The organism is Pseudomonas sp. MPB23, from assembly GCF_046605395.1.
Classification (GTDB): domain Bacteria; phylum Pseudomonadota; class Gammaproteobacteria; order Pseudomonadales; family Pseudomonadaceae; genus Aquipseudomonas.
In genome coordinates this window covers 4,000,570-4,025,845 of record NZ_CP176771.1, presented here as the reverse complement: position 1 = coordinate 4,025,845, position 25,276 = coordinate 4,000,570, and the positions used below count along the sequence as shown (strand labels likewise).

General features: G+C 62.6%; 15 protein-coding genes and 1 pseudogene. 6 read left to right on the top strand and 10 right to left on the bottom strand.

The window, feature by feature from the left end; all coding sequences use genetic code 11:
* Nucleotides 1–246: 246 nt before the first annotated feature.
* The 6 genes from hxsD (at nt 247) to ACLH0J_RS18205 (ending at nt 5,293) form a co-directional block, all read left to right on the top strand.
* Entirely contained in the window at nt 247–546 is a 300-nt protein-coding gene (gene hxsD, locus ACLH0J_RS18230) for a His-Xaa-Ser system protein HxsD (RefSeq protein WP_411388441.1), read from the top strand.
* Nucleotides 543–2,030: a His-Xaa-Ser system radical SAM maturase HxsB gene (hxsB, locus tag ACLH0J_RS18225; protein ID WP_411388440.1), complete on the top strand. Its 1,488-nt coding sequence runs from the start codon at nt 543–545 to the stop codon at nt 2,028–2,030. The genes hxsD and hxsB overlap by 4 nt, the downstream gene beginning before the upstream one ends.
* A complete protein-coding gene (hxsC, locus tag ACLH0J_RS18220) occupies nt 2,030–3,265 on the top strand; it encodes a His-Xaa-Ser system radical SAM maturase HxsC (RefSeq protein WP_411392858.1) in 1,236 nt (411 codons plus the stop codon). Before hxsB ends, hxsC begins: the two co-directional genes overlap by 1 nt.
* The gene (gene hxsA / locus ACLH0J_RS18215) at nt 3,262–3,870 is read left to right on the top strand and encodes a His-Xaa-Ser repeat protein HxsA (protein WP_411388439.1); all 609 of its coding nucleotides are present in this window, start codon (nt 3,262–3,264) and stop codon (nt 3,868–3,870) included. Before hxsC ends, hxsA begins: the two co-directional genes overlap by 4 nt.
* Nucleotides 3,871–3,920: 50 nt before the next feature.
* Nucleotides 3,921–4,334, top strand: coding sequence for a hypothetical protein (locus ACLH0J_RS18210; protein ID WP_253507533.1), 414 nt, complete (start codon nt 3,921–3,923; stop codon nt 4,332–4,334).
* Nucleotides 4,335–4,615: 281 nt separating this feature from the next.
* Nucleotides 4,616–5,293 carry a DUF5710 domain-containing protein gene (locus ACLH0J_RS18205; protein WP_411388438.1) on the top strand — a complete coding sequence of 226 codons (678 nt, stop codon included), beginning with the start codon at nt 4,616–4,618 and terminating at the stop codon, nt 5,291–5,293.
* Nucleotides 5,294–5,392: 99 nt separating this feature from the next.
* Here ACLH0J_RS18205 and ACLH0J_RS18200 read toward each other — a convergent pair.
* The 10 genes and pseudogenes from ACLH0J_RS18200 to ACLH0J_RS18155 all read right to left on the bottom strand — a co-directional run.
* Nucleotides 5,393–5,590, bottom strand: a pseudogene (locus ACLH0J_RS18200) (IS3 family transposase); the annotation flags it as partial.
* Between the two features lie 412 nt (nt 5,591–6,002).
* On the bottom strand, nt 6,003–7,229 hold the full coding sequence (locus tag ACLH0J_RS18195; protein ID WP_411388437.1) for a RhtX/FptX family siderophore transporter: 1,227 nt from the start codon (nt 7,227–7,229) through the stop codon (nt 6,003–6,005).
* Nucleotides 7,230–7,242: 13 nt separating this feature from the next.
* Nucleotides 7,243–8,733 (bottom strand): PepSY-associated TM helix domain-containing protein, encoded by a 1,491-nt coding sequence (locus ACLH0J_RS18190; protein WP_411388436.1) that lies wholly within the window; start codon nt 8,731–8,733, stop codon nt 7,243–7,245.
* The gene (locus tag ACLH0J_RS18185; RefSeq protein WP_411388435.1) at nt 8,730–9,011 is read right to left on the bottom strand and encodes a hypothetical protein; all 282 of its coding nucleotides are present in this window, start codon (nt 9,009–9,011) and stop codon (nt 8,730–8,732) included. Before ACLH0J_RS18185 ends, ACLH0J_RS18190 begins: the two co-directional genes overlap by 4 nt.
* Complete coding sequence (locus ACLH0J_RS18180; RefSeq protein ID WP_411388434.1) at nt 9,011–11,083, bottom strand: TonB-dependent siderophore receptor; 2,073 nt, start codon at nt 11,081–11,083, stop codon at nt 9,011–9,013. The genes ACLH0J_RS18185 and ACLH0J_RS18180 overlap by 1 nt, the downstream gene beginning before the upstream one ends.
* A 142-nt stretch (nt 11,084–11,225) precedes the next feature.
* The gene (locus tag ACLH0J_RS18175; protein ID WP_411388433.1) at nt 11,226–12,920 is read right to left on the bottom strand and encodes an ABC transporter ATP-binding protein; all 1,695 of its coding nucleotides are present in this window, start codon (nt 12,918–12,920) and stop codon (nt 11,226–11,228) included.
* Nucleotides 12,917–14,644, bottom strand: a complete 1,728-nt coding sequence (locus tag ACLH0J_RS18170) for an ABC transporter ATP-binding protein (protein WP_411388432.1) — start codon at nt 14,642–14,644, stop codon at nt 12,917–12,919. The genes ACLH0J_RS18175 and ACLH0J_RS18170 overlap by 4 nt, the downstream gene beginning before the upstream one ends.
* Nucleotides 14,641–15,690: a Gfo/Idh/MocA family oxidoreductase gene (locus tag ACLH0J_RS18165; protein ID WP_411388431.1), complete on the bottom strand. Its 1,050-nt coding sequence runs from the start codon at nt 15,688–15,690 to the stop codon at nt 14,641–14,643. The genes ACLH0J_RS18170 and ACLH0J_RS18165 overlap by 4 nt, the downstream gene beginning before the upstream one ends.
* Complete coding sequence (locus ACLH0J_RS18160; RefSeq protein WP_411388430.1) at nt 15,687–21,008, bottom strand: amino acid adenylation domain-containing protein; 5,322 nt, start codon at nt 21,006–21,008, stop codon at nt 15,687–15,689. The genes ACLH0J_RS18165 and ACLH0J_RS18160 overlap by 4 nt, the downstream gene beginning before the upstream one ends.
* Nucleotides 21,005–25,270: an amino acid adenylation domain-containing protein gene (locus ACLH0J_RS18155; RefSeq protein ID WP_411388429.1), complete on the bottom strand. Its 4,266-nt coding sequence runs from the start codon at nt 25,268–25,270 to the stop codon at nt 21,005–21,007. Before ACLH0J_RS18155 ends, ACLH0J_RS18160 begins: the two co-directional genes overlap by 4 nt.
* Nucleotides 25,271–25,276: the final 6 nt, after the last annotated feature.

The window sequence follows — 25,276 nt, the reverse complement described above, 5'->3', positions numbered from 1 at the left end:
GGCATGCTTTGGATGGTTTGAAAAGGATGCCCCCAGCCTGAGGCCAAGCAGGCTATGGATGAGGATGGTTGGACTGAGGGAGATATGAACCCTCGGCCCTACCCCCGTATCAATGGCCGAGCCTTAGTGAGCGCACCACCCACCACGCTGGACAAATGCGTGCAAATGTAAAAAATTATGATGGCACAATGCCTCGGAAACCGGCAATATCCACACGTTCCCAACGGATTTGAAGGAGCGGTTCCGATGACATGGCCTGTCACGCTGAAACTCGACAGCGAAGCCTACCCGCTCAGCGTGGTGCAACGCGCCGCTTATTCCCTTGCCGACACTGTCGCGATCCAGGTCGGTATTGAAACCAATCAGATAAGTCTCACGGCCCACCCCGCTGAAGCAAGGCTAACGCTTTCCCCGGAGCAGACTCACTCGCTGATCCTCCAGCATCTGAACGACTTCGCCCTACGCGACCATATCAACCGCGAAACAGTAGGGTTGCGCGAAGTCCTGGCCCGAGCCGCGCTCGCTGGATGTGGGGTTTCGCAGTGACACTGATTGCGACAGACGCCAAGCACTACCGCTTGCTGCCTTTTCGATTCATGCGCATGAACACGGGACATGACCGTGACATCCTACTCACCTCCGATACCGGTGAGTACATGCACGTGAACGACGCGCAATTACGAGCCCTCAGTTACTTCGACGTTCCAGCAAGTACGCCTTTTTACAAGGACCTGCTGGCCCGCCACTTCATCTATGAACCATGCCGCCACGACCCGTTCCCTGAAATGGCCGCGCAGTATCGCAGCCGCAAGGACTTCATTTTCCAGGGCCCTGCACTGCACTTGTTCGTGGTTACATTGCGCTGCAACCACACCTGCCAGTACTGCCAAGTGTCGCGGGCCCCTCTGGGAGGATCCGGCCACGACCTGTCGGAAGCGGATGCACAGTCGGCGGTCGATCGCCTGTTCGAATCGAACGCTCCCGCCCTGACTGTGGAGTTTCAGGGTGGCGAGCCACTTCTGGCCTTCGAGCGCGTCCGCCAGATTGTCGAATGGATCGTTGAACGGAACGTGGTCGAACAACGGGATATCCAGTTCGTCGTCACCACCACGCTGCACCACCTGACGGAGGAAATACTCGACTTCGCAGAACAAAATCGCATCCAGTTTTCGACTTCGCTCGATGGGCCGGCGCCCTTGCACAATGCCAACCGCCCTACCCCGTCACGAGACTCCTACGAGCGCACTGTAAAAGGCATCCAGTGGGTCCGTGAGCGCCTTGGCCATGATGCAGTTTCCGCGTTGACCACGCTGACTTCAAGAAGCCTCGAACAGCCTGAGGCGATCATCGATGAGTATGTAAGCCAGGGCTTCTCCAGCATCTCGCTTCGGCCTCTGAGCCCTTATGGGTTTGCCACCAAGAGTGCCCATCGACTTGATTACCCTATTGAGCGATACCTGGCCTTCTACAAGAAGGCACTGGCCTATTTGCTGCATATCAACCAACAGGGCGTATACCTCTCAGAGAGTTATACGAGCCTGTTGCTGAAGAATATCCTGACACCCTTCTCCTCCGGCTATGTAGACCTCCGCTCCCCTGCTGGCGCAGGCACTGCAGCGCTGGTTTACAACTATGACGGTTACGTCTATCCATCGGACGAAGCCCGAATGTTGCTGGAGATGGGTGAAGAAGGCTTTAGGCTCGGCACCGTACACCAACCCTTGTCTGAATTACTCGCATCGCCCGTTATTAATGCGTTGCTCGCCAGTGGTGTAGCAGAGGCGCTGCCGGGCTGCTCCGACTGCGCACTTGTCCCGTACTGTGGTGCCGACCCTATCGAACACTATGCCCGCCAAGCTGACCCGATCGGACACCGAGTGTTCAGCAGCTTCTGCAAAAAGAACATGGGGCTGCTAAAGCATCTTTTCGGCCTGCTTTGCGATGGCGACGACAACGTCCAAAGGGTGCTGCTGTCTTGGTTGAACAGGCGCTCTTACAACGATGTTCGATTTCCGGGTTACAGGGGCTGATGGCGATGCTACGCAAAGATACCCACTTCGAAATCCATCATCTTAATGAGCCGAAACTGCTCAAGGTCATCACTCTGGATGAGTTCATCGAACAAGGCTTGGCTGTTTGTGCCGGAAACGCTGACTTCGGTGAGCTGCTACTTTGGCTACCAAACCAAGAAAGGCTACGAAGCCCGAACTTGCTTTCATTGCCAGTGGGTGGATTCCTGACCCCAGAGCCATTGATTGGCGACTTCGATAGCGCGCACCTACACCTGCACACACCCAAAGATGCGGATGTCGTGCAGCCCGGCGATGTCATTGCCATCACACCCGGCAACGCGTTGGTGCGAGTGCTCTATCGACGAGGCTCGGATAGCAACCTGCTGTTTATGACCGATCGTTGCAATAGCCTCTGTCTAATGTGCCCGCAGCCGCCCAAAGATATTGATGACCGTTGGCATATCGAGGAGAACCTACGGCTAATCGACCTGATGGACCAGGGCGAGGAAAATCTGGGAATCAGCGGCGGAGAACCAACGCTTTATCGCGATGGCCTGCTCGAAATTCTGGCCAAGTGCAAAGCCGTTTTGCCGCAGAAATCCATTCATGTGCTCAGTAACGGGCGTCTGTTCCAAGACCCGAGCTGGATCGCTGCGCTTTCTTCCATCGGTCACCCTCAGTTGAGCTGGGGCATCCCGCTGTATGCCGACAATGCCGAAGACCATGACCATGTGGTGCAGGCTCCCGGCGCGTTTAGCGAAACCCTGCAAGGCCTTTACAACCTGGCGCGCGCCAACCAGATCATCGAGATACGCGTGGTGCTCAATCGCCTGACCGCGCCACGCTTGCCAGAGCTCGCCCACTACGTGTTCAGGAACCTGTCCTTCGTGCGGCATGTTGCGCTGATGGGTATCGAAAGCACCGGCCTGGCCAGGAAAAACTACGAAGATCTGTGGATTGACCCGCTGGACTATCAGGAGTCGTTGAGCCAGGCCGTGTATTTCCTGTTCAACCGAGGAGTGCCGGTTTCGATCTACAACCTGCCCCTGTGCCTGATCCCGGCCCACCTCTCGCGTTTCGCCCGGCAGAGCATCTCGGACTGGAAGAACCTGTTCATCGATACCTGCCAGCAATGCGCAGCCGTCAAACATTGCTCCGGCTTCTTCAAATCCCACACCGACCGCTGGCAGAGCCGCGGCGTACGACAACTATCGACCGAGGCCTTTAGCGCCTACGCAAGGAGTGCACAGTGAAATTGCTTGACCGCTGGAAAGTCCTGATCAGTGGGATCACCCTGCTGCCGATGGCAGGTACCACCCTGGCCCAGGCAGGCAATATGTCGCTCGCCGATGCGAACTGGCAGCCTGCCGACAAGCTGCAACCCCCGGTATTTGCCGATACGCTCAATGTGCCAGACGCCGTGAACATCTATGCGGCACATCGCTCGCACAGTTCACATAGCTCCCACAGCTCGCACAGTTCTCACTACAGCGGCTCGGGTGGCTATAGCGCACCTCGCTACTACAGCCCACCCGCTACCAGCACCCGAAGCTACAGCGCGCCGAGTGCTTCGAGCAGCACCCCAAGCAGCAACAGCCTTTATCAGTCGTCTGGCACTACCAGCGGGACAAGTTCGAGCACTTCTAAGAGCCGCGCGACCAATGAGCAGAAAAGCAACTTGGTCACCCGTGTGCAGACCGCGCTTATGGTGCGCCATTATTACCAAGGCTCCATTGATGGGGTGATGGGCAAAGCAACACGTGGGGCGTTAATGGCCTTTCAGATGGACAGTGGGCTGACCGTGAATGGCCGGATGGATACACCATCGCTGAATGCGTTGGGGATCAAGATTCCATAAGTCGATTCAGGTTAAAGCTCGCGCCCGTTCAGCAACGAAGGAACTATCCCATGCAGCACATCACTCAAGTCGACAACACTCTCTGGGCATTGATCAGCCGCCTGCAAGGCAAGGAACTGCAAACACCGTCGCGTAGCGCCCGTTTCCGTATCACGACCGTTGACGCAAATCGTGTTGTGATTGAGACCGGATCGAAAGACTCGCAGTTGGCGCTGACTCGAACAGCTTTCCAGCAAACGTTGGACTACCTCGCCGGTAACAATCATTTCGGCCAAGCACAAGCTGTGGAAATCAGCTCCAACCATACGTACGAAAACGCCGGCCCACTTTGCCAAGCGGCTCGTTACAGAGCAAAAGGCAAGCCGGGCCGTACCAACATCACCTACATTCTGCCGATTCTGGAGCATTGCCAGGCAGTCGGCATCCGGTCCACTACCCCAAACAGCACTTGGCTGCTGCCCTGAGCCGAGTTATAGGCCTCCTTTTAAGGCCTAAACTTGGTCGACCTCAGATAACAGCCATAGTCGGTTAGCAGGCAACATATACAGACTGATTGAAGACCCAACCATTGAGCGCAGTTATGAATTAACCTCTGACCAAGACAGACCAGCGGGCTATTGCAGCACATCCCGCCATCAACCTGCTTTGTCGCTCTTTTTTTAGAACTCGAAGGTCCCCAACAAAGCTAGAAGGCTCTAGCATGGGATCTGACGCTTACTGATGAGCAATACGTACGGATACAGAAATGGCAAGGATTGATCTAAAAGTCCCCTTCTCAGAAAAAGATGAAGCGAAATCACTCGGTGCCAAGTGGGACCCGGGCCTGAAGACTTGGTACATCCCCGAGGGTGTCGACATCGGCCCCTTGGCTCAATGGCTACCCGTAACAGAGCAGGCAGACCTCGAGCACGGACCTGAATTTAGGGTCAGAGCACCGTATTACTACATCATAGAGTCAGTGTCCGACTGCTGGGGCTGTTCTAATTTGACCCGCGTGTTTTCGTTCAAGCTGCCCGAGCAACACGAAGAGTTCGATTACTACGAGGATGAGGACGAAGATTTCGCGCTCACAAGCAACCTCGGCGAATGGAAGTGCCATGGGTATCGCGGAACGGTCTCCAATATCGCCAGCCTCTCTCCCGGGGTCACGAAGCAGATCCATCACTTCACTAACAAGTTCAAGCAGGCCTACAGCAAAACGGTAGGCAGCCGTTACCTGATGAATCACTGCGAAAACTGCGGAGCCAAGCTCGGCGATTTTTTCATGCACAGCGAACCTGGTGGAGCTTTCTTCCCAACCTCACCACAAGAAGCTCAGCGGATGACTCTAATCAGAATCAACGAGCGGTTCGACGCGAACTGCAGCGTCGGCTTTGCATCCGAAGATTTTTTCGAATGGATGCAGGTTCGCGAGCAACCCTAATTACCCTATCCAATACCGTACGGCTCGAGGACCTCAGCTTTTCACGACAGCGGACCGTACTGAGCTTTCCAAGCCGTCAGGCCGGAGTGATTGTAGTGGTCAACTGATCCCGGACACGACGTTAAGTCTTTTTTCGGACTGAGCTGGTGCCAGCCCGTTATTGAACTGGTGTGGCCGAATCCAGTTATAGCGATGCATCAAATAATGACTGATATCGCGCTGAGCCTCTTGGGCCGTCATGTAGCCCACGGTCGGTATCCACTCAGTTTTCAGGCTCCGAAAAACACGTTCCATCGGCCCAGCCCATTCCGTGCCAGCCAATTCTCAAAATCATAGAATCAATGCCAGATTCTATCAGGCCTCGTAACTCCCTTATTTTGTGTATTATCGATTTCTTTATGAGCTTAGCCACAATTTACTGGATTTAACCATCATAAATTCCAAGAAAAACATCCAGCCAGACCCGCGGTTCAGCCTGGTAAATGTCGTCGAAGGGACTGCTTTCGCCGCCCACCAACAACACGTCCGAAACTTTCGCCAGGCGCCCGGGCCCGATGATGTGTGCCAGGCTGTACGCGCCGTCCTAGAAGAAGCCTAGCGGCCGTCGCTGATCTCGAGGATCGACATCCTTCGCGACCAGCGCCCTGTGGGATTTTTTATGTCAGCAACAGAAGGCGAATACCCACTTATCCATCAGCCAATAAAAAGCTCAGTCCGCCGCCCTCTCGCCCACATATTGACGTGACACATTCAGCGCCACTGACAACGCCAGGATCGCCATGAGAATCCCCGCAAGAAACCCGCCGCTATAGCCCACCTGCGCAGTCAACCCCACCAGCAATGTCGAAGACAGCATCTCCCCCAAATCACGCGTGCTTTGCACGGCGGTCATGTCCGTACCGGCCTGGTCGCTTTGGGCGGCGAAAGCCATGGACGCGGTCATGATCACCACCGAGGTAGCGCCGGTACCGAACGAGCCCAGGCCCACGGCCAGCCAGATCAGTCCGGTTTGCGTGGCGAGCAGGCCGCTGGCTTGAAGCAGCCAGGTCAACGCAGCAACGCCGGCCATGCCCACCGCCAGAATGAAAGTCGGCCACAACCCCAACACACGGATCAACCACGCGCCGCCACCGCAGCCAAGGACGATGGTGACCACGCCGCCGCTCATGCCCAGCTGGCCGATAGCCTGCAAAGACCAACCCGCGTCATTCAGGAATAGCTTTGACAAGCCAAAACCTGAGACTGAAGTCATGGCCGACAACAAGGCCAGCACCACCAGCGCCAGCGCCTTCGGCCGCTTGATAAACCGCCATAAGGAGGCATGTGCCACATCTGGCTGTTTCTCCTTGGTCGGTGCCACGTGCAACCAGCCGACGCACACCAAACTCAACGCCGGCACTAAAGCCAGCAGACTGAACGCGCTTTTTTGCCCCAGGTAGCCACTAAGCAGCAAGGTGCCGGCGCCGCCAACAAAGAAGCCGACCATGGTGCCGCCCACTTGAATGGCGTTGATCCGCGCGAGCATGTTGCCTGTAAAGTACTCGGCGGCCATGCCGTCGGTGGCGATGTCCTGGGTGGCGCTGGCCAGCGAGGCAACAATCAGCAGGCCCACGGCGATGCCTGCCGTCTCGACGCGCAGGCCGATGCTTGCCAGGCAGGCAATGCACAGCAGCACCAGTATCTGCATGGGAATGATCCAACTGCGCCGCCGTCCCAGGCGTGGGCTCCAATGGTTATCCACCTGGGGCGCCCAGAGGAACTTGACCACCCACGGTATCCCCACCAACGGCAGGAAGGCCAGGGCGTGGAGCGCCGCGCCGTCATGACGCAGCAGGGTTGGCAAGGCGTCCATGGCGATGCCGAAGCAAATGCCTTGGGACAGGTACAGCAGTGCAAAGGTCAGCACCATGCGCCAATGTTTCAACAGATCCAGCATTACAAGTCTCCCCTCAGGCAACATTGGCGGCGGCAGACCGTGCCGCACGCGTAAAAGAAATCAGGCGACGCAACGCCCACAGGGCACTGGCCGCGCACAGCAGCAACACAAGATCGATGGGCCACAGCGGCACGCTGCCTTGTTTCAGGCTGCCGGCCAGGTGCAGCAGCGCCGCCGCCAGGAAGCCCAGGCCCGTCACGGCCAGCAGCAGGTGCAGCGGTTGACGCCTGGGGGGCATCAGGCAGGCCAGCAGCAGGCTGGCAAGCCAACCGCCCCAGAACCACCACGCCAGGTTGGCACTGCCCAGCGCCCCCGCGCAGAGCAATACCGCCGTGGCTGCCAGCAACCCGCCGCCGCCGCCGATCACCAGGCGCAGTAGCACCTGCCAACCGCCGCCGGCCTTGAGGCGCCGACGCTCCAGCCACAGGTACAAGCCGCTGAGCACCAACCCCGCCGCCGCCAACGCCATGCCGAAATGCACGGCACGCAGCAGTGACCCGCCAACAGGCACCCAGCGGTAGTCGGCAAAGTGCAGCGGCTGCACCGCAATAAACGCCTGCAACCACAGCCCGCGCCCGCTGGCGCTGCTGGAACCGACGACGAGGCCGTCAGCGGCGCGATAGGCATGCCGTTCAAAGACGGCCGTACTGGGCAGGCCTTGTTGGATACCGCTCACTTCCACCCAGGCATCCGGCTCACCCCAGTGGTGCAAGGCGACGTTTTGAGCAGAGAACCCCGGATGGGCGACGGCGTCCTGGTGCAGCAACTGATCCAGATCGACCGCCGGCGCCGAAGCCGTTGTTCGGCCGACCTGCGGCGGTGCCCCCAGCAACTGCATGAACGCCTGCTGCGGAGCGCCCGGGAACGCCTGTGCGGCAAGACCCAAGGTGCCGAGCGCCCCCAGGCCGGACAATGCGCCAGTGATACCAAACAACAGCAACCAGGGCCCGCACCAACGGCCGATCAGGCTGTGCAAGTCATGGGCGAACACCCGTGCCCCACGGTCGCGTCGCAGGCGCTTGAGGTCTTGCAGGCGCCCAGTGTGTAATGCACTGCCCGCCCAGATCATCAGCAACAACACCACGCCCAACAAGCTGATCAACACCCGGCCGGGAAAACCGATGAACAGACTTTTGTGCAGGTTGAACAGGATATCGGCCGCGTTGCCTGACGCCAGCTCACGGCCGTTGACGGGGTCCAAGGCGACCGTGCAGTCCTTGGGCGATGCACACAACTCGACCACCGAGTGGCTGCTGTCCGGCAAACGAATGCGCAATTCACCGAGCGCCAGGCCGCGCTGGCGAGCGATAGCCGGCCATTGCGCGACCGGTAGCGCCGGCCCGTGAGCCAACGCCGCCGGGCCGCGAAACCAGGCGCGCAAGTCTTCATGGGCCATGCTCCATGCCCCCGTCAGCAGGATCACGAACAGCAGCACCCCAAACACCCCGCCTGCGCCGGCGTGTACACGCTGGACCAATGCCCTCGGTGCGCCCATCAGGTTCATCGCCAGGCTCCATCCCAAAGCAGCCAGGGCGTAAACAGCAGCAGCCAGACGCTGGAGCGACACATCACGCGTTTGCGATCCGGCGCCAGCAACGACCACAGCAGTACCGTCACCAGAAACCCCAAGCCCACGAACACGCCGGCATACAGCCGCTCCAGCCCACCGCCCCACGGATAATGCCGCGCCAGCAGGACGGCCAGTTGCAGGCTGCTGAGCACACTGCCCGCCAGCGCCAGGCAAATGCGCAGCGGCCAGGAGCCAAGGGCCGGCGCGCCCATCAGAATGTACCTCGCAGGGTCAGATTGAGGCTGCGCGGTTCGCCATAGCGGTTGTTCCAATTGACGTTCGACAGGCTCTGGTAGTACTTGCGGTCCGCCAGGTTGTTGCCGTTGACCGCGGCAGTCCAATGCTCGTCGATGCGGTAGGCGACCCGCGCATTGAGTAAGGCATAGCCGCCCTGCTCCAGGGTTACGGCCCCGGATTGGGTGGAGTAATCACTTTGCGCCTGCACGCCGGCGCCGACACTCCAGCGACGGTCCTGCCACGGCAACTCGTACTGGGTCCACACCCGCGCCATGTGGCGCGGCGTGAAGCTGGCATAGCGCTCACCCGAAGCGTTGGTGTCCTTGAGGTACTCGGTGCTGGTGTAGGTATAACCGGCGGAGACGTTCCATTCGGGGGTGATATAACCGCTGCTCTCCAGCTCGAAGCCCTGGCTGCGCACCTTGCCGCCGCTGATGTAATAGGTGGTCGACCCCACACCCGGATGGTCCGGGTCGACTTGCGGGTTGTTCTCCAGGTCGATGCGGAACACCGCCAGCGACACATTCAAACGCCCGTCCGCCAACTCGCCCTTGATCCCGGTTTCATAGGTCTTGCCCTCCACCGGTTTGAGCAGGTCGCCGCTCCAGGTTTGCCCGGTCTGCGGCTGGTAGACCTCGGCGTAGCTGGCGTACCACGACCAGTTCTGTGCAAAGTCCCAGATCAAGCCGCCATACGGGGTTATTTCCCGGCCGGGGGTGAAGTGGCTGGTCGGTGCGTCCTGGTCCCACCAACTGGCCCGGCCGCCGATGACCAGGGTCAACGGATCGAGCAGTTTGTAGCGGGTCAGCGCGTAGACGCCCTTGGAAGTGGTCGTCGTGGAACCGGGCGACTTGTAGGCGTCGATACCGGGTTTGGGCACACTGCTCGGGTCCCAGCGATAGACATTCACCGGCACATTGAGCGATGTGGTGAACTGGGCGGTGCGCTGCTCGGTTTCGCCGTGGCTGTAGTTGGTGCCCAACAACAACTCATGGCTGCGGCCAAATAATGAATACGGCCCATTGACCGAGGCATCAACGCTCTTTTGGGTGCTGCTGAATTTATACGCAGCGCCCGTCAAACGGCCGCCATCGCCGGTGAGCGGGTCGATGGCGCCAAAAGCACCGGCATAGCGCAGGCTTGAGTCGGCATCCTGGTATTCGGCGGCGACCTTGGCTTTCCAGTCGTGATCCAGTTGCTGCTCAAGAGAGCCGAACACCCGGCGTGTGGTCCACTTGAAGCGGTCCCAATCCACATCCAGATAGGTGGAGCGCGACAGGTTCAGGCTCGAGCCATCTTTGGCCATGGGCACGCCGGCCATGTTGGTCACCGAGTCGATGGTCTGGTATTGCGCGCCCAGGGTCAGCAGAGTGTCGGGGCTCAGGTCGAATTCGGTAATGCCGTAGAGCAACTGGGTGTCTTGCTTGCCGACGTCGTAGAAGTAGTCGCGATCCTCGTAGGCCGCCACCACGCGCCCACGCACGTTGCCAGTCTGGGTCAGCGGCCCGCCGACATCCACTTCGCCACGGTAACGGTCCCAGGTGCCGCCGCTGAGGGTGGTGCTGGCGGCGAATGCCTTTTGTGGGCGCTTGCGCACCAGGTTGACCGTGGCCGCCGGGTTACCGCTGCCGTGCAGCAAACCATTGGAGCCACGCAGGATTTCGACGCGCTCATACACCGCCATGTCCTGAGGCGAACCGGCGGTTTCACCGAGCATCGCCGGCACACCGTCCAATTCGAAAGAGTTGATCTTGAAGCCACGCACGTAGTACGCGGTAGTCAGCAACTGGAACGGCTGCACCGTCACACCCGTGGCCTGCTGCATCACTTCATCGAGGCTGAACAGGTTTTGCTGCTCAATGCGCTCGTGGTCGATGACGCTCACCGACTGCGGCGTTTCCCGCAGCTTAAGCGGTAGCTTGCCAATGGTGGTCACGCCGGGCGGGGTCACCTCGCCCGAGGTGTCGTCACCCGCGACCTTGATGTCAGGCAGTTGCACGGTCGCAATCGCCTGCGCCAACGGACTCAAGCCCAGCACCAGCACCATCCCAAGTTGGGCCCCATTACGTTTGAAATCCCGCCCCGCCTTTGTTGCTCCCCGGTGTGACATTGCCCAGCCTCATTATCGATAATAATTCGCATTAGTATCGTTTAAACGAACGCTGCGACTTTTCGATTAAGGGACTTTTTCAATGGCTGCCCGGCAGGTTTTGCTCGACGAACTGCCCATACCAGCGGTGCGTGGCCAGCAAGTGCTCATGACTGCCGCAGCCACTGACGCTACCGCGTTCCAGCACCAGGATCTGATCGGCATCGCGCACCAGTGTCGGATTGTGCGACACCAACACCAGGGTGCGCCTGCCACGCAGCGCCTGCAGGCTGCGATTGACCCGCGCCTCACTGCGCGCATCGAGGCTGGCGGTGGGTTCATCGAGCAACAGGATCGGTGCCGTCGACAACAGCGCACGCGCCAGGCCGACCCGTTGCCGCTGGCCGCCCGAGAGTAATGCACCGTCCGGCCCGACTTCGCTATGCCAACCCTGCGCCAGGCTGGCGAGCACATCATCCAATGCGGCTTCCCTGGCGGCTTGCTGCAATTGCGCAGACGTGGCTTGCGGCCGGGACATGCTCACATTCCACTGCAGACTGCCAGCAAATAGTCCGCTGTCCTGGAACACTTGGGTCAACTGGTTGGCCAAGGTGCGTTCGCTGAACTGGCGAATATCCACCTGGCCGAGTCGCACTTCGCCGGTGTGTGGGTCCATGCGCCGGCCCAGCAAGGCCAGCAGGGTGCTTTTGCCCGCCCCCGACGGGCCGACAATGGCCGTGAACGTGCCGGGCGCGCAGTGCATGTCCAAATCCTTGAGCAAGTGCTCGCCGCCTTCGCCGAAGCTGTTCAACCCTTGCCCCTGCACACTTGCATCCTGAGGTTGCCCTCCGGACTGCGGGCTGTGCAGCGTCGGTGCGGCCAACACCGCGAGTACCTGAGATAACGCCTCCCATGCCATGCGCAAAGCCTGGTCCAGATAAGCCAGTTGTGACAGCGGTTCGACGAACCGCACCAGCAACACCAACACTGCCACCAACAGCGCGCCGGATAACTGTCCCGCCGCCACCGCCTGCACGCCACCTGCCAGCACCAGCGAAAACACCATCTGCACCGCCGCCGCAAAACCAAGCCCGCTGGGCAGCGCGCGGCGGTTGAGACGGCGCGTGGCCTGGTGTTGCTCATGCAGGGCCTGACGTAGCGCCAACTGGCCCTGGCTGGCATCAGCGGCGCTGCGGATCAAGGCCTGTTGCTGCGCGAATGTCTGCAACAGTTGCCCGGCGCGACGGTCGACTTTCTGGCGCAGTTGCTCCAGCGCCAGGCTACGTCGCCCGGCCCAACGCAACAGGGCGAACAACGGCAGATAAGCCAGGGCCAACGCCAGCGCCAAACGCGGTTCAATAAAGAACAGCCCCAGCACCACTATCGTCGGCGTCACCAGCGCAGTTACCAGCGGCGCCAGCAAGTGCGCCGGAATGCCCATGCTGTTGAACACCGGCCCGCGCACCAAGTCTTCCAACCGGCCCTGGCGCGCCAATGGCAAGCGCGGCAGGTGTTGCACCAGTTGCGAGACCAGGCCGGCCGCCAGCCCGGCTCCCGCCAGATAGCCACGGCGCTGGGCAACGTAGCTGACCAAGGCCTGCAACAACGTCAGCCCCAGCAACAGCAGCGCGCTTGGCTGCACACTCTGTTGATCGAACCAGGCCAGTATCAGCGGCACCAACGCCAGCCCCGCCAAGCCATCCAGCATGGCGGCCAGTAGCATCCAGCCCAGGGCGCCGCGCAGTGCGCGTCGGGCCTGGTCGGGCAAATGACGCAACGGCGAAAGTACACTCATGACACGAACTCCAGTTGATCAGCCGTCGACATTTGCTCGTTCCATAGCTGGCGGTACAGGCCGTCCATGGCCAACAAGTGCGCATGACATCCGCGCTGCACAATGCGCCCTTCGCACAGCACCAGGATCTGCTCGGCATGGACGATGGTTTCCAGCCGATGGGCGATGATCAGCCGCGTGCGCCCGGCCGCGTCATCACGCAGGGCAGAACGCAAGGCGCGTTCGGTCTGCGGGTCGATGGCAGAGGTGGGTTCGTCGAGCAACAGGATCGGCGCATTCGACAGCAGCGCCCGCGCAATCGCCAGGCGCTGTAATTCGCCGCCGGACAGCCGCACATCATCGTCCACCACACTGGCGTAGCCCTTGGGCAACCCCATGATCCAACTATCCAGGCAGGCGGCCTTGGCCACCGCACGGATTTGCTCTTCACTGGCAGCCGGTCGATACAGGGCGATGTTCTGCGCCAGAGACAGGCGCAACGCGCCCGCCTGCTGAAACACCAGTGCCAGATGCTGCTGCAATTGGCGGCTGGCGATCTGTCGAACATCCACCCCGCCCACGCGCACTTGCCCGCTGTCCACGTCCATAAAGCGTGCGATCAAACCGGCCAAGGTACTTTTACCCGCGCCGGACGGCCCTACCAGCGCAGTGGTAGTGCCCGGTTCCAGGCGCAGGTTGATCGACTTCAGTATCGCAACGTCATCCTGGGCGAAGCTCACATCGAGCATCTCCACGCTGGCGTCCCGGGGTGATTGCGGCGCATCGGGCTCGCTCAGCGGCGGCGTACTCAACACCTCCTGCAAACGCTGGGCGCTTACGTGCGCATTGTTCAGTGCATCAAACCCGTGCCCCATCGCCAACACCGGCGCCGCCAGGGCACGCACCAGCAGCAAAAAGCCGCATACCTGCACTGCGCCCACCTCGGTCACGCCGATAAATAGCGTGCCGAGTACCACCCAGGCCAACAGCCACGGTGCGCTCAGCAGGACTTGGATCAACGCGCTAATGTGACCGGCGCGGCTCACCCAATGGCTGAAACGCTGATCAAACTGCTGCACCGCCTCCTGCACACGGCGATGAATGCCCGCGTCGGGAAACTGCCGGACCAGCCCCAGGTTGCCGGCGAACTGGCTGTAGTCGCTGAACAAGCGCTGGATCGCGCCATTGCGCCCGGCCACGTCTGCGCGGTAATGCGCCGAGCCCAGGCGCCAATAGCCCAACATACCCAATGCCAACGGCAGCAGGCACCAGAGCGCCAGGGCACTGTTGCTCCACAGCAGGTAGGCCAGGGTCGCCAGGGGAATCAACAGCAGGTTGACCAGATCGGTCGGCGCATGGCCTACCAGTTGGTGCAAGGCCCGCACATCCTGCTCGGCATAACGGGTGACACCCTCGGGCCCCAGCCGTGCAAACCAGCCCAAGGGCAAACGTTGCAGATGCTCGGCCAGGCGCACGCGCAGACGGTCACACAGGTCGGCGTCTACCTGATGGGTCAGGTGCAAGGCCAGGGTCTGGCCGCACAACCACAGCGCCGACGCCGCCACCGCCACCACCACCCAGTTCAGTGCCGAAGACGCCAGCGGCGGAGCCTGGCGCAAGCTGTCCGCCAGTTGCGCCAAGGCTATCAGCGGCAGCAGCGAGCAGATCCCGGCGACGGCCTGCAACGCGATCGCCAACCCTAAGCGCGCACGGAAAGGGCGCAGCATTTCGCTCAAATGGCTCATCGGGCGTGCTCCAATGCCTGGGCCAGGCCGGCCGCAGGTAACGTGAGCGATGGCTGCTGCGGGAAGCCGAGCGCCACCGTTACCTGCTGCCATAGCCTCACCACTTCCAGGCTGCGCTGTTGCAGGCGCGCCAGCCCCACCCCCGTGATCAGCGGTTGCAATGCACTGGCCGCAGCTGTCGGCCAGACGCGGCGATAAACCTGCGCCCAATCCGCCGCCGCAGCCTCCAGCACTTCGGCGCACGGCAGCGGCTCATCGGCCTGCGGCCCAAACAGGTCGAACACCCCATCGGCATCTTGCACCGGCGCACGCACGGCCGGCAGCCACAGCAACGGCCCGTGGGGCGAGGCCAACAGCAACGTGCCGCTGTCAGTGGCGATGCTGATGCGCTGCAGCTTCTGCATGCGCCCGTCATCATTGGCGGCCAACTCATTGAGCACGCGCAACGACACCGGCACTTGCGCCATGACCAGGCTGATATCCCGCCAGGCCGACAGCGCCGGGGCAACGCAGTCCAGCGACCATGGACCTACCGATTCCAACACCGCCGCCAGCACATCGAGGGTCGCGTAACTCACCTGCACCGCGCAGTCGGCGTCGATATGACGAATGCCCTGTTGACGATGCAACTGCCGCGCCAGCTCGATGAACCGCGCCACGCACGGCAATTGCGGGTAGAAACTGTTAAGCAGGCAGCGCCGATGCAGGCGCGCCGCCGTGCTCAGTAAGTCTTGCAGTTCCTGGGGCAGCAACGGGTGCTCGATCAGCACATCGATGCCCCGCTCCATCAGCGCTTGCGCCAAGGCCGGGCCCTGCTCGCCCCTTGCCGCGCCGCCCACCGCAACGCAGGCCAGTTGTGTGTCGGCGGGTACGTGGGCCAAGGCGTCGAAACACGGCACTTCGAGATGGCGTGCCAGTGAGCGCGAGCGACCACCGCCCTGCCCCAGCACCCCGACCAACTCCAGGTGCTCGGCCGCAGCCACACCAACGGCGTAGAACTGGCCGAAGCGCGAGCCCACCACCAGGGTTTTCACAGGCATAGTCATGGGCGTTCCTCCAGCAAGTAACGACTCAGCCCAGCGTTCAAGCACTCGAAGTGATTGCCGCACAGGGTCTGCACAGTCAGCGGCGCCAACGACGCCGCCTGCCACCAGGCTTGCAGAGCGGCCTGGTGATCGGGGATCAACGGGTTGGCGACACTTGGCACAAACAGGCGGATGGCGCCCACATACGGCGCGCCATCACTGTAGTGACTGGCGCGCACGGAATGAGCGAACACCCGATACAACTGCTCATCGGCAATGCCCTTGGCCGCCGCCAGTACGCGGGATTTGAGCGCGGCAGCGTCCAGATCCAGGTGTTTGTCGAGCAGTTGTTCAGCCGTCGGCAAGCCCAGCGCAGTGGCGTCCAGCCCCAGGGTGCCGGCGAAGCTGTAGAGCATCTGCACGTCATCCTCCACCAGGTACGGAATGCGGTAGCTGGACACGATGTCCACATGACGCACCTCGGCGCCCAATTGCAGCAGAGCCTTGGCGAGTTCCAGCGTTACCAGCCCGCCGGAGCAATAGCCCAGCAAGTCGAAGTGGCGCCGGCCGCTGTCCCACAGCGCCTGGGCATACCGTTTGCCGAGGGTGGCGTTGATATGCTCCGGGGGCAGGCTCAGGTAATCGTCGCTGTCATGCACCGCCAACCCCAGCAACGGACCGCTGCCGGCCAGTTCAGCGATCAATCCGCGATACGGCAGCAGCGTGCCGAGCCCTTCATGCACCAGCACCCGCGCGGTGCCTTCACCTGCGGCCAGTTCCGTCAGCGCATCCACCCGCCCACGCCCACCCAGCGGCGCACGGCGGGTGTCCATGGAGTGCACCCCTGCGGGGGCCTCACTGCTCGACTCACTGCGCAAGCGCTGGGCCAGGCCTTCCGGGGTCGGCTGGCTGAGGGCCCAGCGCAACAGGCGGTCGAAAGGTTGCGCACGGGCCAATGGCTCTTGCTCGCGCAAGCCGGTGATCAATTGCGCGATCAGCAGTGAGTCACCACCGGCGCCGAAGAAATCCTGATCCGCCGACACCCCGCTGCAATCGAGTACGCGCTCCCAATGCGCGATCAAGCGCTGCACCAGCTCATCCGCCACTTCCGTGCGCGCAAGGCGTGCCGGTTCGAGCTGGCGTTGCTCGGCTTGGGTGGTCAGCGCGCGGCGGTCAATCTTGCCATTGGCGGTGACCGGCAAGCGGTCAAGTATCCGCACCTGCGCCGGCACCATATAACGCGGCACGCGCTCGGCGATGAAGGCCAGCAAGGTCTCCTGGCTCAGTAATGGCCGGTCGGTTTTCACGCGTGCGACCAACAGATCGTAGCCCAGCAGGTGCAGCACACTGTCGGCCGACGCCAGCGATTGGGCCTGGTCGCCGGCCTCGCTGTTGAGCCACGCCAGCCACTGGTCCGTATGCACAAACAACTGCCCGGTGGTGGCGCGCACGTCCTGCGGCGTCTCCATCATCAGGCTTTGGCTGATGCTGATTTCGCGGTGTTCGCGGGTCAGTTCCTGGATCACCAGCCAGGCATCGGCTTGCAGCAATTGGCGTAGACCGGTGAGCAGGCGCGGTGTATCCAGGGCGTTGTTCAATGCACCGGAGCTGAGCAGCAGGTCCAGGGACCCGGCGCAAAGCCCCTGTTCGCAGGCGGGTTTGTTCATGTCGAACGGCATGAAGCGCACCCACGGATACGCGGCAAAGCGTTCGCGCGCAGCGTTAAGGAAATAGCTCGATACGTCGGAAAACACATAGTCGATCTGCACCCCGTCCGCCACCAACGGCGCCAGCGCGGGGATAATCAACGCACTGGCGGCACCGGTACCGGCGCCCACTTCCAGGATGCGCCAGCGGCGCTGGCGCTGGCGCGCAACAATCGCGCTGACCGCCTCGGCCATGGCCTGATGCAATACTTGGGCATGTTGGCCGCGGCTGTACATCGCCTCGGCAATATGCGCCGAGCCTTGCGGGAACATCAGGCTTGCCGGGCTCAGGCGCCCGTCCAATTGCTCGGCCAGGCGGGTCGCGCTGGTGCGCAGGTAATCGACCAATGCCAGTGGCCAAAGACCGCTCGGCGCCAGGCGGGCGAACTGTGCCCAGGCATCGTCCTGATTCAGGTCTGCCGTGCTGACCTGGCAGCGCCAGCCATCATTGTCTGCGCACAGGTAGCCGCTGTCGGTCAACAACGTCAGCCAATGCCGCAACAGGCGATGCTGACCCGCGTCGAGTTGCAACGCCTGGCACAGCGGTGCGAATGCCACGGCCTGCCCTCGGATCAGCAAACCGCTGCCGGCCAACCAGTGCAGCAACGACACATCCGCCGCTCGATCCAGCGCAGCCAGTGCCGCCTCGATGGCGGCGCGCGAGCCGAAACTCGCGTGCTCAAGGGTGAGGCGTGCCTGGCGCACAACCTCGCCCAGTTCCGTGCTCAGGTGAGGCGCAGGCGCGCTGGTGTGCACGGTGACGAAGCTGCACAACGAACGTTCGTGACGTTCCCCGAGCAACACTGTGGTACTCGCGGCGATCTGCGGATGGGCCAGCCAGCTCGCGTCGATTTCCGCCAGTTCGATGCGGTGACCGCGAATCTTCACCTGGTCATCCTGGCGCCCAAGAAACTCGATCAAGCCATCCGCATTCAGGTAGCGCCCCTGGTCACCGGTGCGGTACAAGCGACGCCCGCTGGCATGGGTGATAAACCGCTCGGCGCTGCGTTGCGGGTCTTCGGCATAACCCAGGGCCAGGCCGAGTCCGCCGATATGAATCTCGCCGCGCACGCCCACCGGGCACTGGCGCCCCAGCGCGTCGAGCACTTCCAGGGTCTGGTGCTTGAGGGCACGACCGTAGGGAATGCTCGGCAACGTCGTATCTTCGGCGCGAATCGGATGCTCCACCGACCAGATCGCCGCTTCGGTGGCGCCGCCCAGGCTGAACAACTGGCTTTCGGGCCAGCGTTGCCACCAACGGGTCGGCAGTGTGGTGGGGATCCAGTCGCCGGACCACATCACGCAGCGCGGCCCGGGGATGGCGGCGGGCTCGGTCTCCAGGTAATCCACCAGCATCTGCCCTTGTGCGGGCACCGAGTTCCACAAGGTGATGCCGTGTTCCAGCATCAATTGCGCCCAATGCGAAGGATCGGCGCCGCGCTCGGGGTCGGGCAGCACCACCTGCGCACCGACCGCCGTAGCGCCGAAGAAGTCATACACCGACAGGTCGAAACTCAACTCCGCCAGGCCCAGCACGCGGTCATCGACGTTCACCGCGTAGCGTTGGTTGATGTCATCGAGGGTGTTGACCACCGCGCCATGGCTGAGCATTACGCCTTTGGGCGTGCCGGTGGAGCCTGAGGTGTAGATGATGTAGGCCAGGTCCGCAGCCTCTACCGCCAGCGGCTCACGGGGTGGCCAATGTAGGTCGGCGGCAAGGGTGTCGATGGCAAGCCGTGGTAGCTCAAGGGTATCCGGCAATGCCTGGGCTTGCAGGGTAACGACCGCCGCGACCCCGGCGTCGCGCAGGATGGCTTCACGGCGTAGTGCCGGCTGGCGAATATCCACCGGCACATAGGCCGCGCCCATCTGGGTGATGCCCAGCACCGCCATCAATTGCCAGGCGCTCTTGGGTAGCATCACCGCCACTCGCGCACCGGGTTCAACGCCGAGCGCTTCAAGGGCTTCGCGCACGGCGCCGGCATGTTGGGCAACCTGGCGATAGTTGTAGCGACCATCGCGGTCAATGATTGCGGGGGCATCCGGGCTACGCAGTGCCTGCAGGGCAAATCCGGCGGCGATATTGCGCCTAGGCGCGCTGGCGCGGATCGGCGTGTTTGCCTGTTGCCCGGGCAGCACGATATCGCCACGGACTTGCCACAGTTGTGGGTCACAGGCCAGGCGTTGCAGCAAGTCGACATAGGCTGCGAACATCTGCGCGGCCATGCCCTCGGGCAGCACACCGATGCGCACATCCCAGCCGATCTGCAAACCGCCGTATTGGTCGCTGACCTGGCAGTCGATCCACACCTGCGGGGTTTGGCTAATCATGTAGCTGGGCGGCTGCAACACTTGCCCGGCATCGCCGAGCATGCGCTCGACGCTGCCGATGCCACTGGTGAACACCACCGGCATCAAGTCGGCGCCACGCCCTCGCACACGAGCCAGTTCGCGCAGCACATCAACGCCGGTGAAGCGGCTGTGGTCGAGGTCATCGAACAACTGCGCACCGATACGCCGCGCACGCCGGACAAAACTGGCCCCTTCGGTGCCATCCACCGCGAGCAGGCTCAAGGCGGTGAAGTCCCCCACGACCTGGTCCAACTGCGGGTGCAGGTTCGGCCGGTTGAGCACGGTGAGGTTCAGGCAAAAGTCCGGGCTTTGGCTCCAGCGCCCGATCACCTCGGCGAATGCGGCCAGGGTCACGCCCGCCGCGCTGAGGCCTTGGGCGCAGGCGAGGGCGCACAGGGCGTTCCATTGCTCGGTGCTCAACACGCCATGGTGATGGGCAAAACGCGTGGAGCCCAGGCCCGCGTGTTCACTCAGCGGCAGGTCCGGACGCCCCGGCAGGCTGTCCAGGCGCGCCAGCCACCAGGCCTTGTCGCTGTGCCAGGCCACGCTGTTGCGCGCTTGCTGTTGGTGCTCAAGGTAGTCGCGAAAGGTCGCTTCCAGCACCGGCCAATGGCGCGTCGGTTCCAAATAGCGCTGGGTGAGTTCTGCCAACAGCAGTTGCAGGCTGGCGTAGTCGAACAAGGTGAAATCCACCGAGCAATGCAGGATCGCCTGCTCGCGTCCCACACTCAGTTCGGGCAGCAGGATCGGCCACTGATCGAGCGCATGGCAGGCATGGTCCAGGCGCTTGCGCACGCTGTTCAGGTGCGCCTCGAATGCCTCGGGCGTGGCGTCGCGGCGGTCATGCACCGGCAGCTGTTGCCATGGCACCTGGGCTTGCACACGTTGCTGATGGTTATCGACCACCGCGCGTAGCATCGGGTGACGCTGCACCACGGCGTTCCAGGCCTGTTCAAGGTGTTCGGTGTCAACGTTCGCCGGCCACGGGTATTCGACATACACGTGGCAAGCGTTGCCGCCATACTCAAAGGCCGGGTTGCGCCCCAGTACATAGGCGCCCTGCACCGCGCTCAAGGCGAAGGGTTGCAGCGCCTGCTCCGGCTGTGCGCGCCATTGTTGGGGCGCGAGATGCACCATCAGCGCATCACGCTCTGCGCGAATGCGATCGGCCAGGGCCGCGTCCATTGCGCCTTGCGGTGCGCGAAAATGCAGCTTGCCGTCAGTGGCCCAGAGTTCGATCTGGCGTTCACGGCAGATGTGCAGCACATCATCCAGGCTCATAACACGCCCTCCTCGATAGCCACTTCGCCGCTGCGCACCAACAGCGCGGCCATGCCGGCCAATGTCGGCCGCAGGTAGAAATCGCTCATGCGCAGGCTGGCGCCCAGTTGTTCACGCACGCTGGCCAGCAGCCGCGTCGCCAGCAGGCTGTCGCCGCCCAGGCTGAAAAAACTCGCCTGGGCACTGCGTACCGGCCGGCCCAGGATGGCCTCCCAGCACGCCGCCAGTGGCTGTAGCTCGGCACTGAGTTCGCCGTCTTCGTTGTTCGGTTGCCTGCGTTGCAGCGCGTCGCTGAGGCTGGCGTGCAGGCGCGCGCGGTCGATCTTGCCATTGGCATTCAGTGTCAGGCGCGGTACAGACCACAGATGCTCGGGCCGCATCGCCTGGGGCAAGCGTTGTTGCAGCCATTGGTCGAGACTTTCAGCGCTCAGGGTTTCATCCGCCGCACGTGCACTCAACAGCAGCATCGCGGGGTTTTGCCACAGGCATTGCAGGTGGCTGAAACCGCTCTGGCCGAGCAGGCGCGCGAGTTCGGCAGCGTCAGGCAATACCGGTGCGCGCTCATCCAGCAGCGCCGCGCTGACCAGCCGCAACGGCGAGTCGCGCAGCAGGTCGGCCAGCAACAGGCGACCTTGCGGCTTGAGCAGTGCCTGCGCCAGATTCAGCCCATCGCCGGGCTGAGCATAACTGTGCAAGGCGGCGAAGCTGATCACCACGTCGTACTGTGACCAGTGTTCAGCGGGCAGCACGCCCTCCACCAGTAGCTGGCTCGCCACGCGCTGGCGCTTGCCCACGCTGGCGGCCAGCAGGCCGGGGCTGCTCTCGAACAAGGTCAGTTGCACGTCGCGCGAACTCGCGTGGTTCAGCCATTGCTCCAGCAACTGCCCGCCGCGCACATCCAGCACCGCTACCTTCAGCGGTGTGCCGCTGTGTTGTTGGAGCGCCTGGCTCAGGGTGTCCAACACCTGGCGGCCCGCCGGCAGGTTCAACGCCATGGCCTGCGGTGCCAGCAACGGATCGAACAACACTTGCGAGGCGCCGCCTTCGGTACGCAGCAGCACCTGCAAGGCACCGACCATGCGGTGCAGATCCGCCTCGCGCCACCCTAAGTGCGCCAACGCGTCGTGCAGGCTGAGCGACTCGACATGCTCGGCCAGCCACCCGCGCCACGTGTCGAGCAGTATGGTGGGCGGCGGGTCTTGCAGCAGGCGGTGCAACAGTTGCGCGGTGACCCGGTGTTCTGCGGCCAAGGTGTCGTCGAGCATCGAGATAGCCGGCAACACCTGCGCCGATACAGATTCAGGGCTGATCACCACGGCCGCGCCAAGGCTGCCGTTCAACACGGCAGCACAAGCGCTTTCAACCCGTGGGTGGGCGGTGAGCGCCGCTTCGATTTCCCCCAGTTCGATACGCTGCCCGCGCAGCTTGACCTGCTGGTCCATACGCCCGAGAAACTCAAGGGTGCCATCGGCCCAGAAACGCCCGCGATCGCCGGTGTGGTACCAACGCCCGTGCTCATCACTGCGAAAGCGCTGTGCGGTCAGCAGCGGGTCATTGCGATACCCCCGCGCCAGGCTTGCGCCACCGATCAACAGTTGCCCGATCACCTGGTCCGGCACATCGCGCCCGGTGGCATCCACCACCCGATACGCCTGGCCGGCCAAAGGTTTGCCATAGGGAATCGACGGCCAGTGGCCGGGGACCTCATCAATGCTTTGCAGGTTCGACCAGATACCCGCCTCGGTGGCGCCGCCCAGGCCATACACGCGGCACTGCTGGGTGGCGTGGCGCCGCAGACGCGCGGCGAGGTCGAGGGCAATCCAGTCGCCTGACAGCAACACCGCCCGCAGGCTTTGGTAATGACAGGCATCGGCACCGATACTCAGGGCCATTTCCAGCAACGCCGGGGCCGAATTCCACACGCTCACGCGGTGTTCGGCGATCAACTGCGCCCAGCGCGCCGCATCGCGGGTTTCTTCAGGTTGTAGCAGCACCAGGCGAGCGCCCTGCCCCAGCACGCCAAACAGGTCGTACACCGACAAGTCGAAATCCAGCGCCGACACGGCCAGCAGGCAATCGTCCGGCGTGACCTGCAGTTGCGCCTGCACAGCATCAATCGTGTTGATTGCAGCGCCATGGCTGACTTCAACACCTTTGGGAATGCCGGTGGAGCCCGAGGTGTAGATCACATACGCGCTGGCGTGCGGCGATAGCGTTTTCGGCGCGGCCAATGGCGCGGACTGCTCAAGCACCGCCGGGTCAAGCCATTGCAGCGCGTTGCCCGGCGGCTGATCGGCAATCACCCGGGTGATGCCCGCCGCCGATTCGATCAGGCGGCGCCGCGCAGCCGGCTGTGCGGTGTCCACCGGCACATAGCAACCACCGGCCGCCAGCACGCCGAATACCGCGGCGATCTGGCGAGGCCCACGCGGCAGGCAAACCTCCACCGCCTCGCCCTGACGCATACCGGCATCGAGCAAACCCGCCGCAATGCGCAGGGCTTGGGTGGCCAGGTCGTTATATGTCCAGCGTTGCGCGCCGCAGATCAGTGCGAGCGCGGCGGGTTGCCGGGCACTTTGGATAAAAAAGTCTTCGAGCAGGCCACGCCCCGGCGCCAACGACGGCAGGCTGTTCTGGAGGTCGCGGCGGGCCTGCTGCGCCAGCGGCAACAGCACCGGTTGCGGCTGGTTCCAGTCGCTGTCGGCGAGACGCTGCACCAGTTCGACATAGGCGCTGAACATCGCCTGCGGCACGCCTTGCGGGAACAGTTCGGCAACACTGTCCCAGGCCAGCAACACGCCGTCCTCAAGCCGATACAGTTGGTGGTCGAGCCACACTTGCGGGGTTTGCGAGAGCATGTCGTGCAGGTCGCCGAACACCTCGCGAAAGCTGGCGGGGACAAAACCCGAATCGCTCAGGTTGCAGGAAAACACCACCGGCGCGGAACGCGGATGACCTTGGCGGCGCGCTTCACGCAGCACTTCCAGTGCGGGAAACGCCGCGTGGTCGATGGTGGCGTGCAAGTCGCGCTGGTAGCGTCGGGCGCCTTCGGCAAACGGCAACTGCGGCGCGTCTTCACACGCCACCAGCAGCAAGGTGGTGAAGTCGGCGATCACCTGGTCGATGGATTGCTGATCATCGTGGCGATCGAACAACGGCACATTGAGCAGGAAGCTCGGCTGTTCGCTCCAGCGTGCCAACACCGCGTTGAACGCTGTGGCGAACACGCTGGGCAACGTCAGGCCATGGGCCGTCGCCTGGCGTTGCAGGCGTTCGACTTCTGCGTGACTGAGTACGTAAGCCTGGCGGGTAAACCGTGGCGCACGGATCGATTCCGGCGCACAGGCCAGCGGCAGTGCGGGGCCGTCCGGCAACTGCGCAAGGCGTTGGCACCAATGCTCACGATCTCGCGCATACGCCTCTGCGCGACGTTGGCGGCGCCGGCTCAGGTAGTCGGCAAACTGCACGCCCGGCGCGGGTGCAAGCGCGGCCGGCGCCTGATAGGCCTGGCCGAGTTGCGCCATCAACAGGCGCAGGCTTTCCACGTCGACGGCCAGCAGGTCGACACTCAACCACACACGATCACGGCCTTCAGGCAACTGCACCAGGCCGACCAGCAACACCTGCCCCGCGTCCACGGCCAGGCATTCATGGGATCGCCATTCACGCAGCGCGTGCCAGGCTTCTTGCGCAACCGCTTGAGCGTGGTGACGCCAATCCTGATGGTCGAAAACCGGCAATTGCGTTGCGCCAAGAATGCGCTGACGACCGTCGTTGAAACTGGCACGCAACATCGGGTGACGCGCCTGCACACACTTGACCGCCGCTTCCAGGCGTTGCGGATCGATGCCCTGGCAATCGAACTCCAGCCACGCGTGGCAACTGATATTACCCAGCACTTCGGCGGGCCCGCGCCCCAGCCAGTACGCCTGTTGCACCGCGCTGAGTTCAAAACTGTCGTCGGCTGCGCTCAACGGGACGATATCAGCCACCACAGGCCGCACCGCCTGGCCATGCAACAGGCCGAGCCAGGCCGCAAGGCTGGGTTCGGCGCTGAGTTGGGCGAAGTCGACCTGCAACCCATGACTGCGCAGGCGCTCTTGCAAGTACATCAGTCGGATGGAATCCAACCCGCAGCCCAAGAGGTTTTCCTCATCGCCCAGGCTGTCGATTTCTTCCACGGTAGCGCCCAGCAACTGGGCAAGGTGTTCGGTCAGCCATCTGCGCAGTGCGGTGGTGTCTGCTGTTGTCAGCTCGCTCATGAAAAG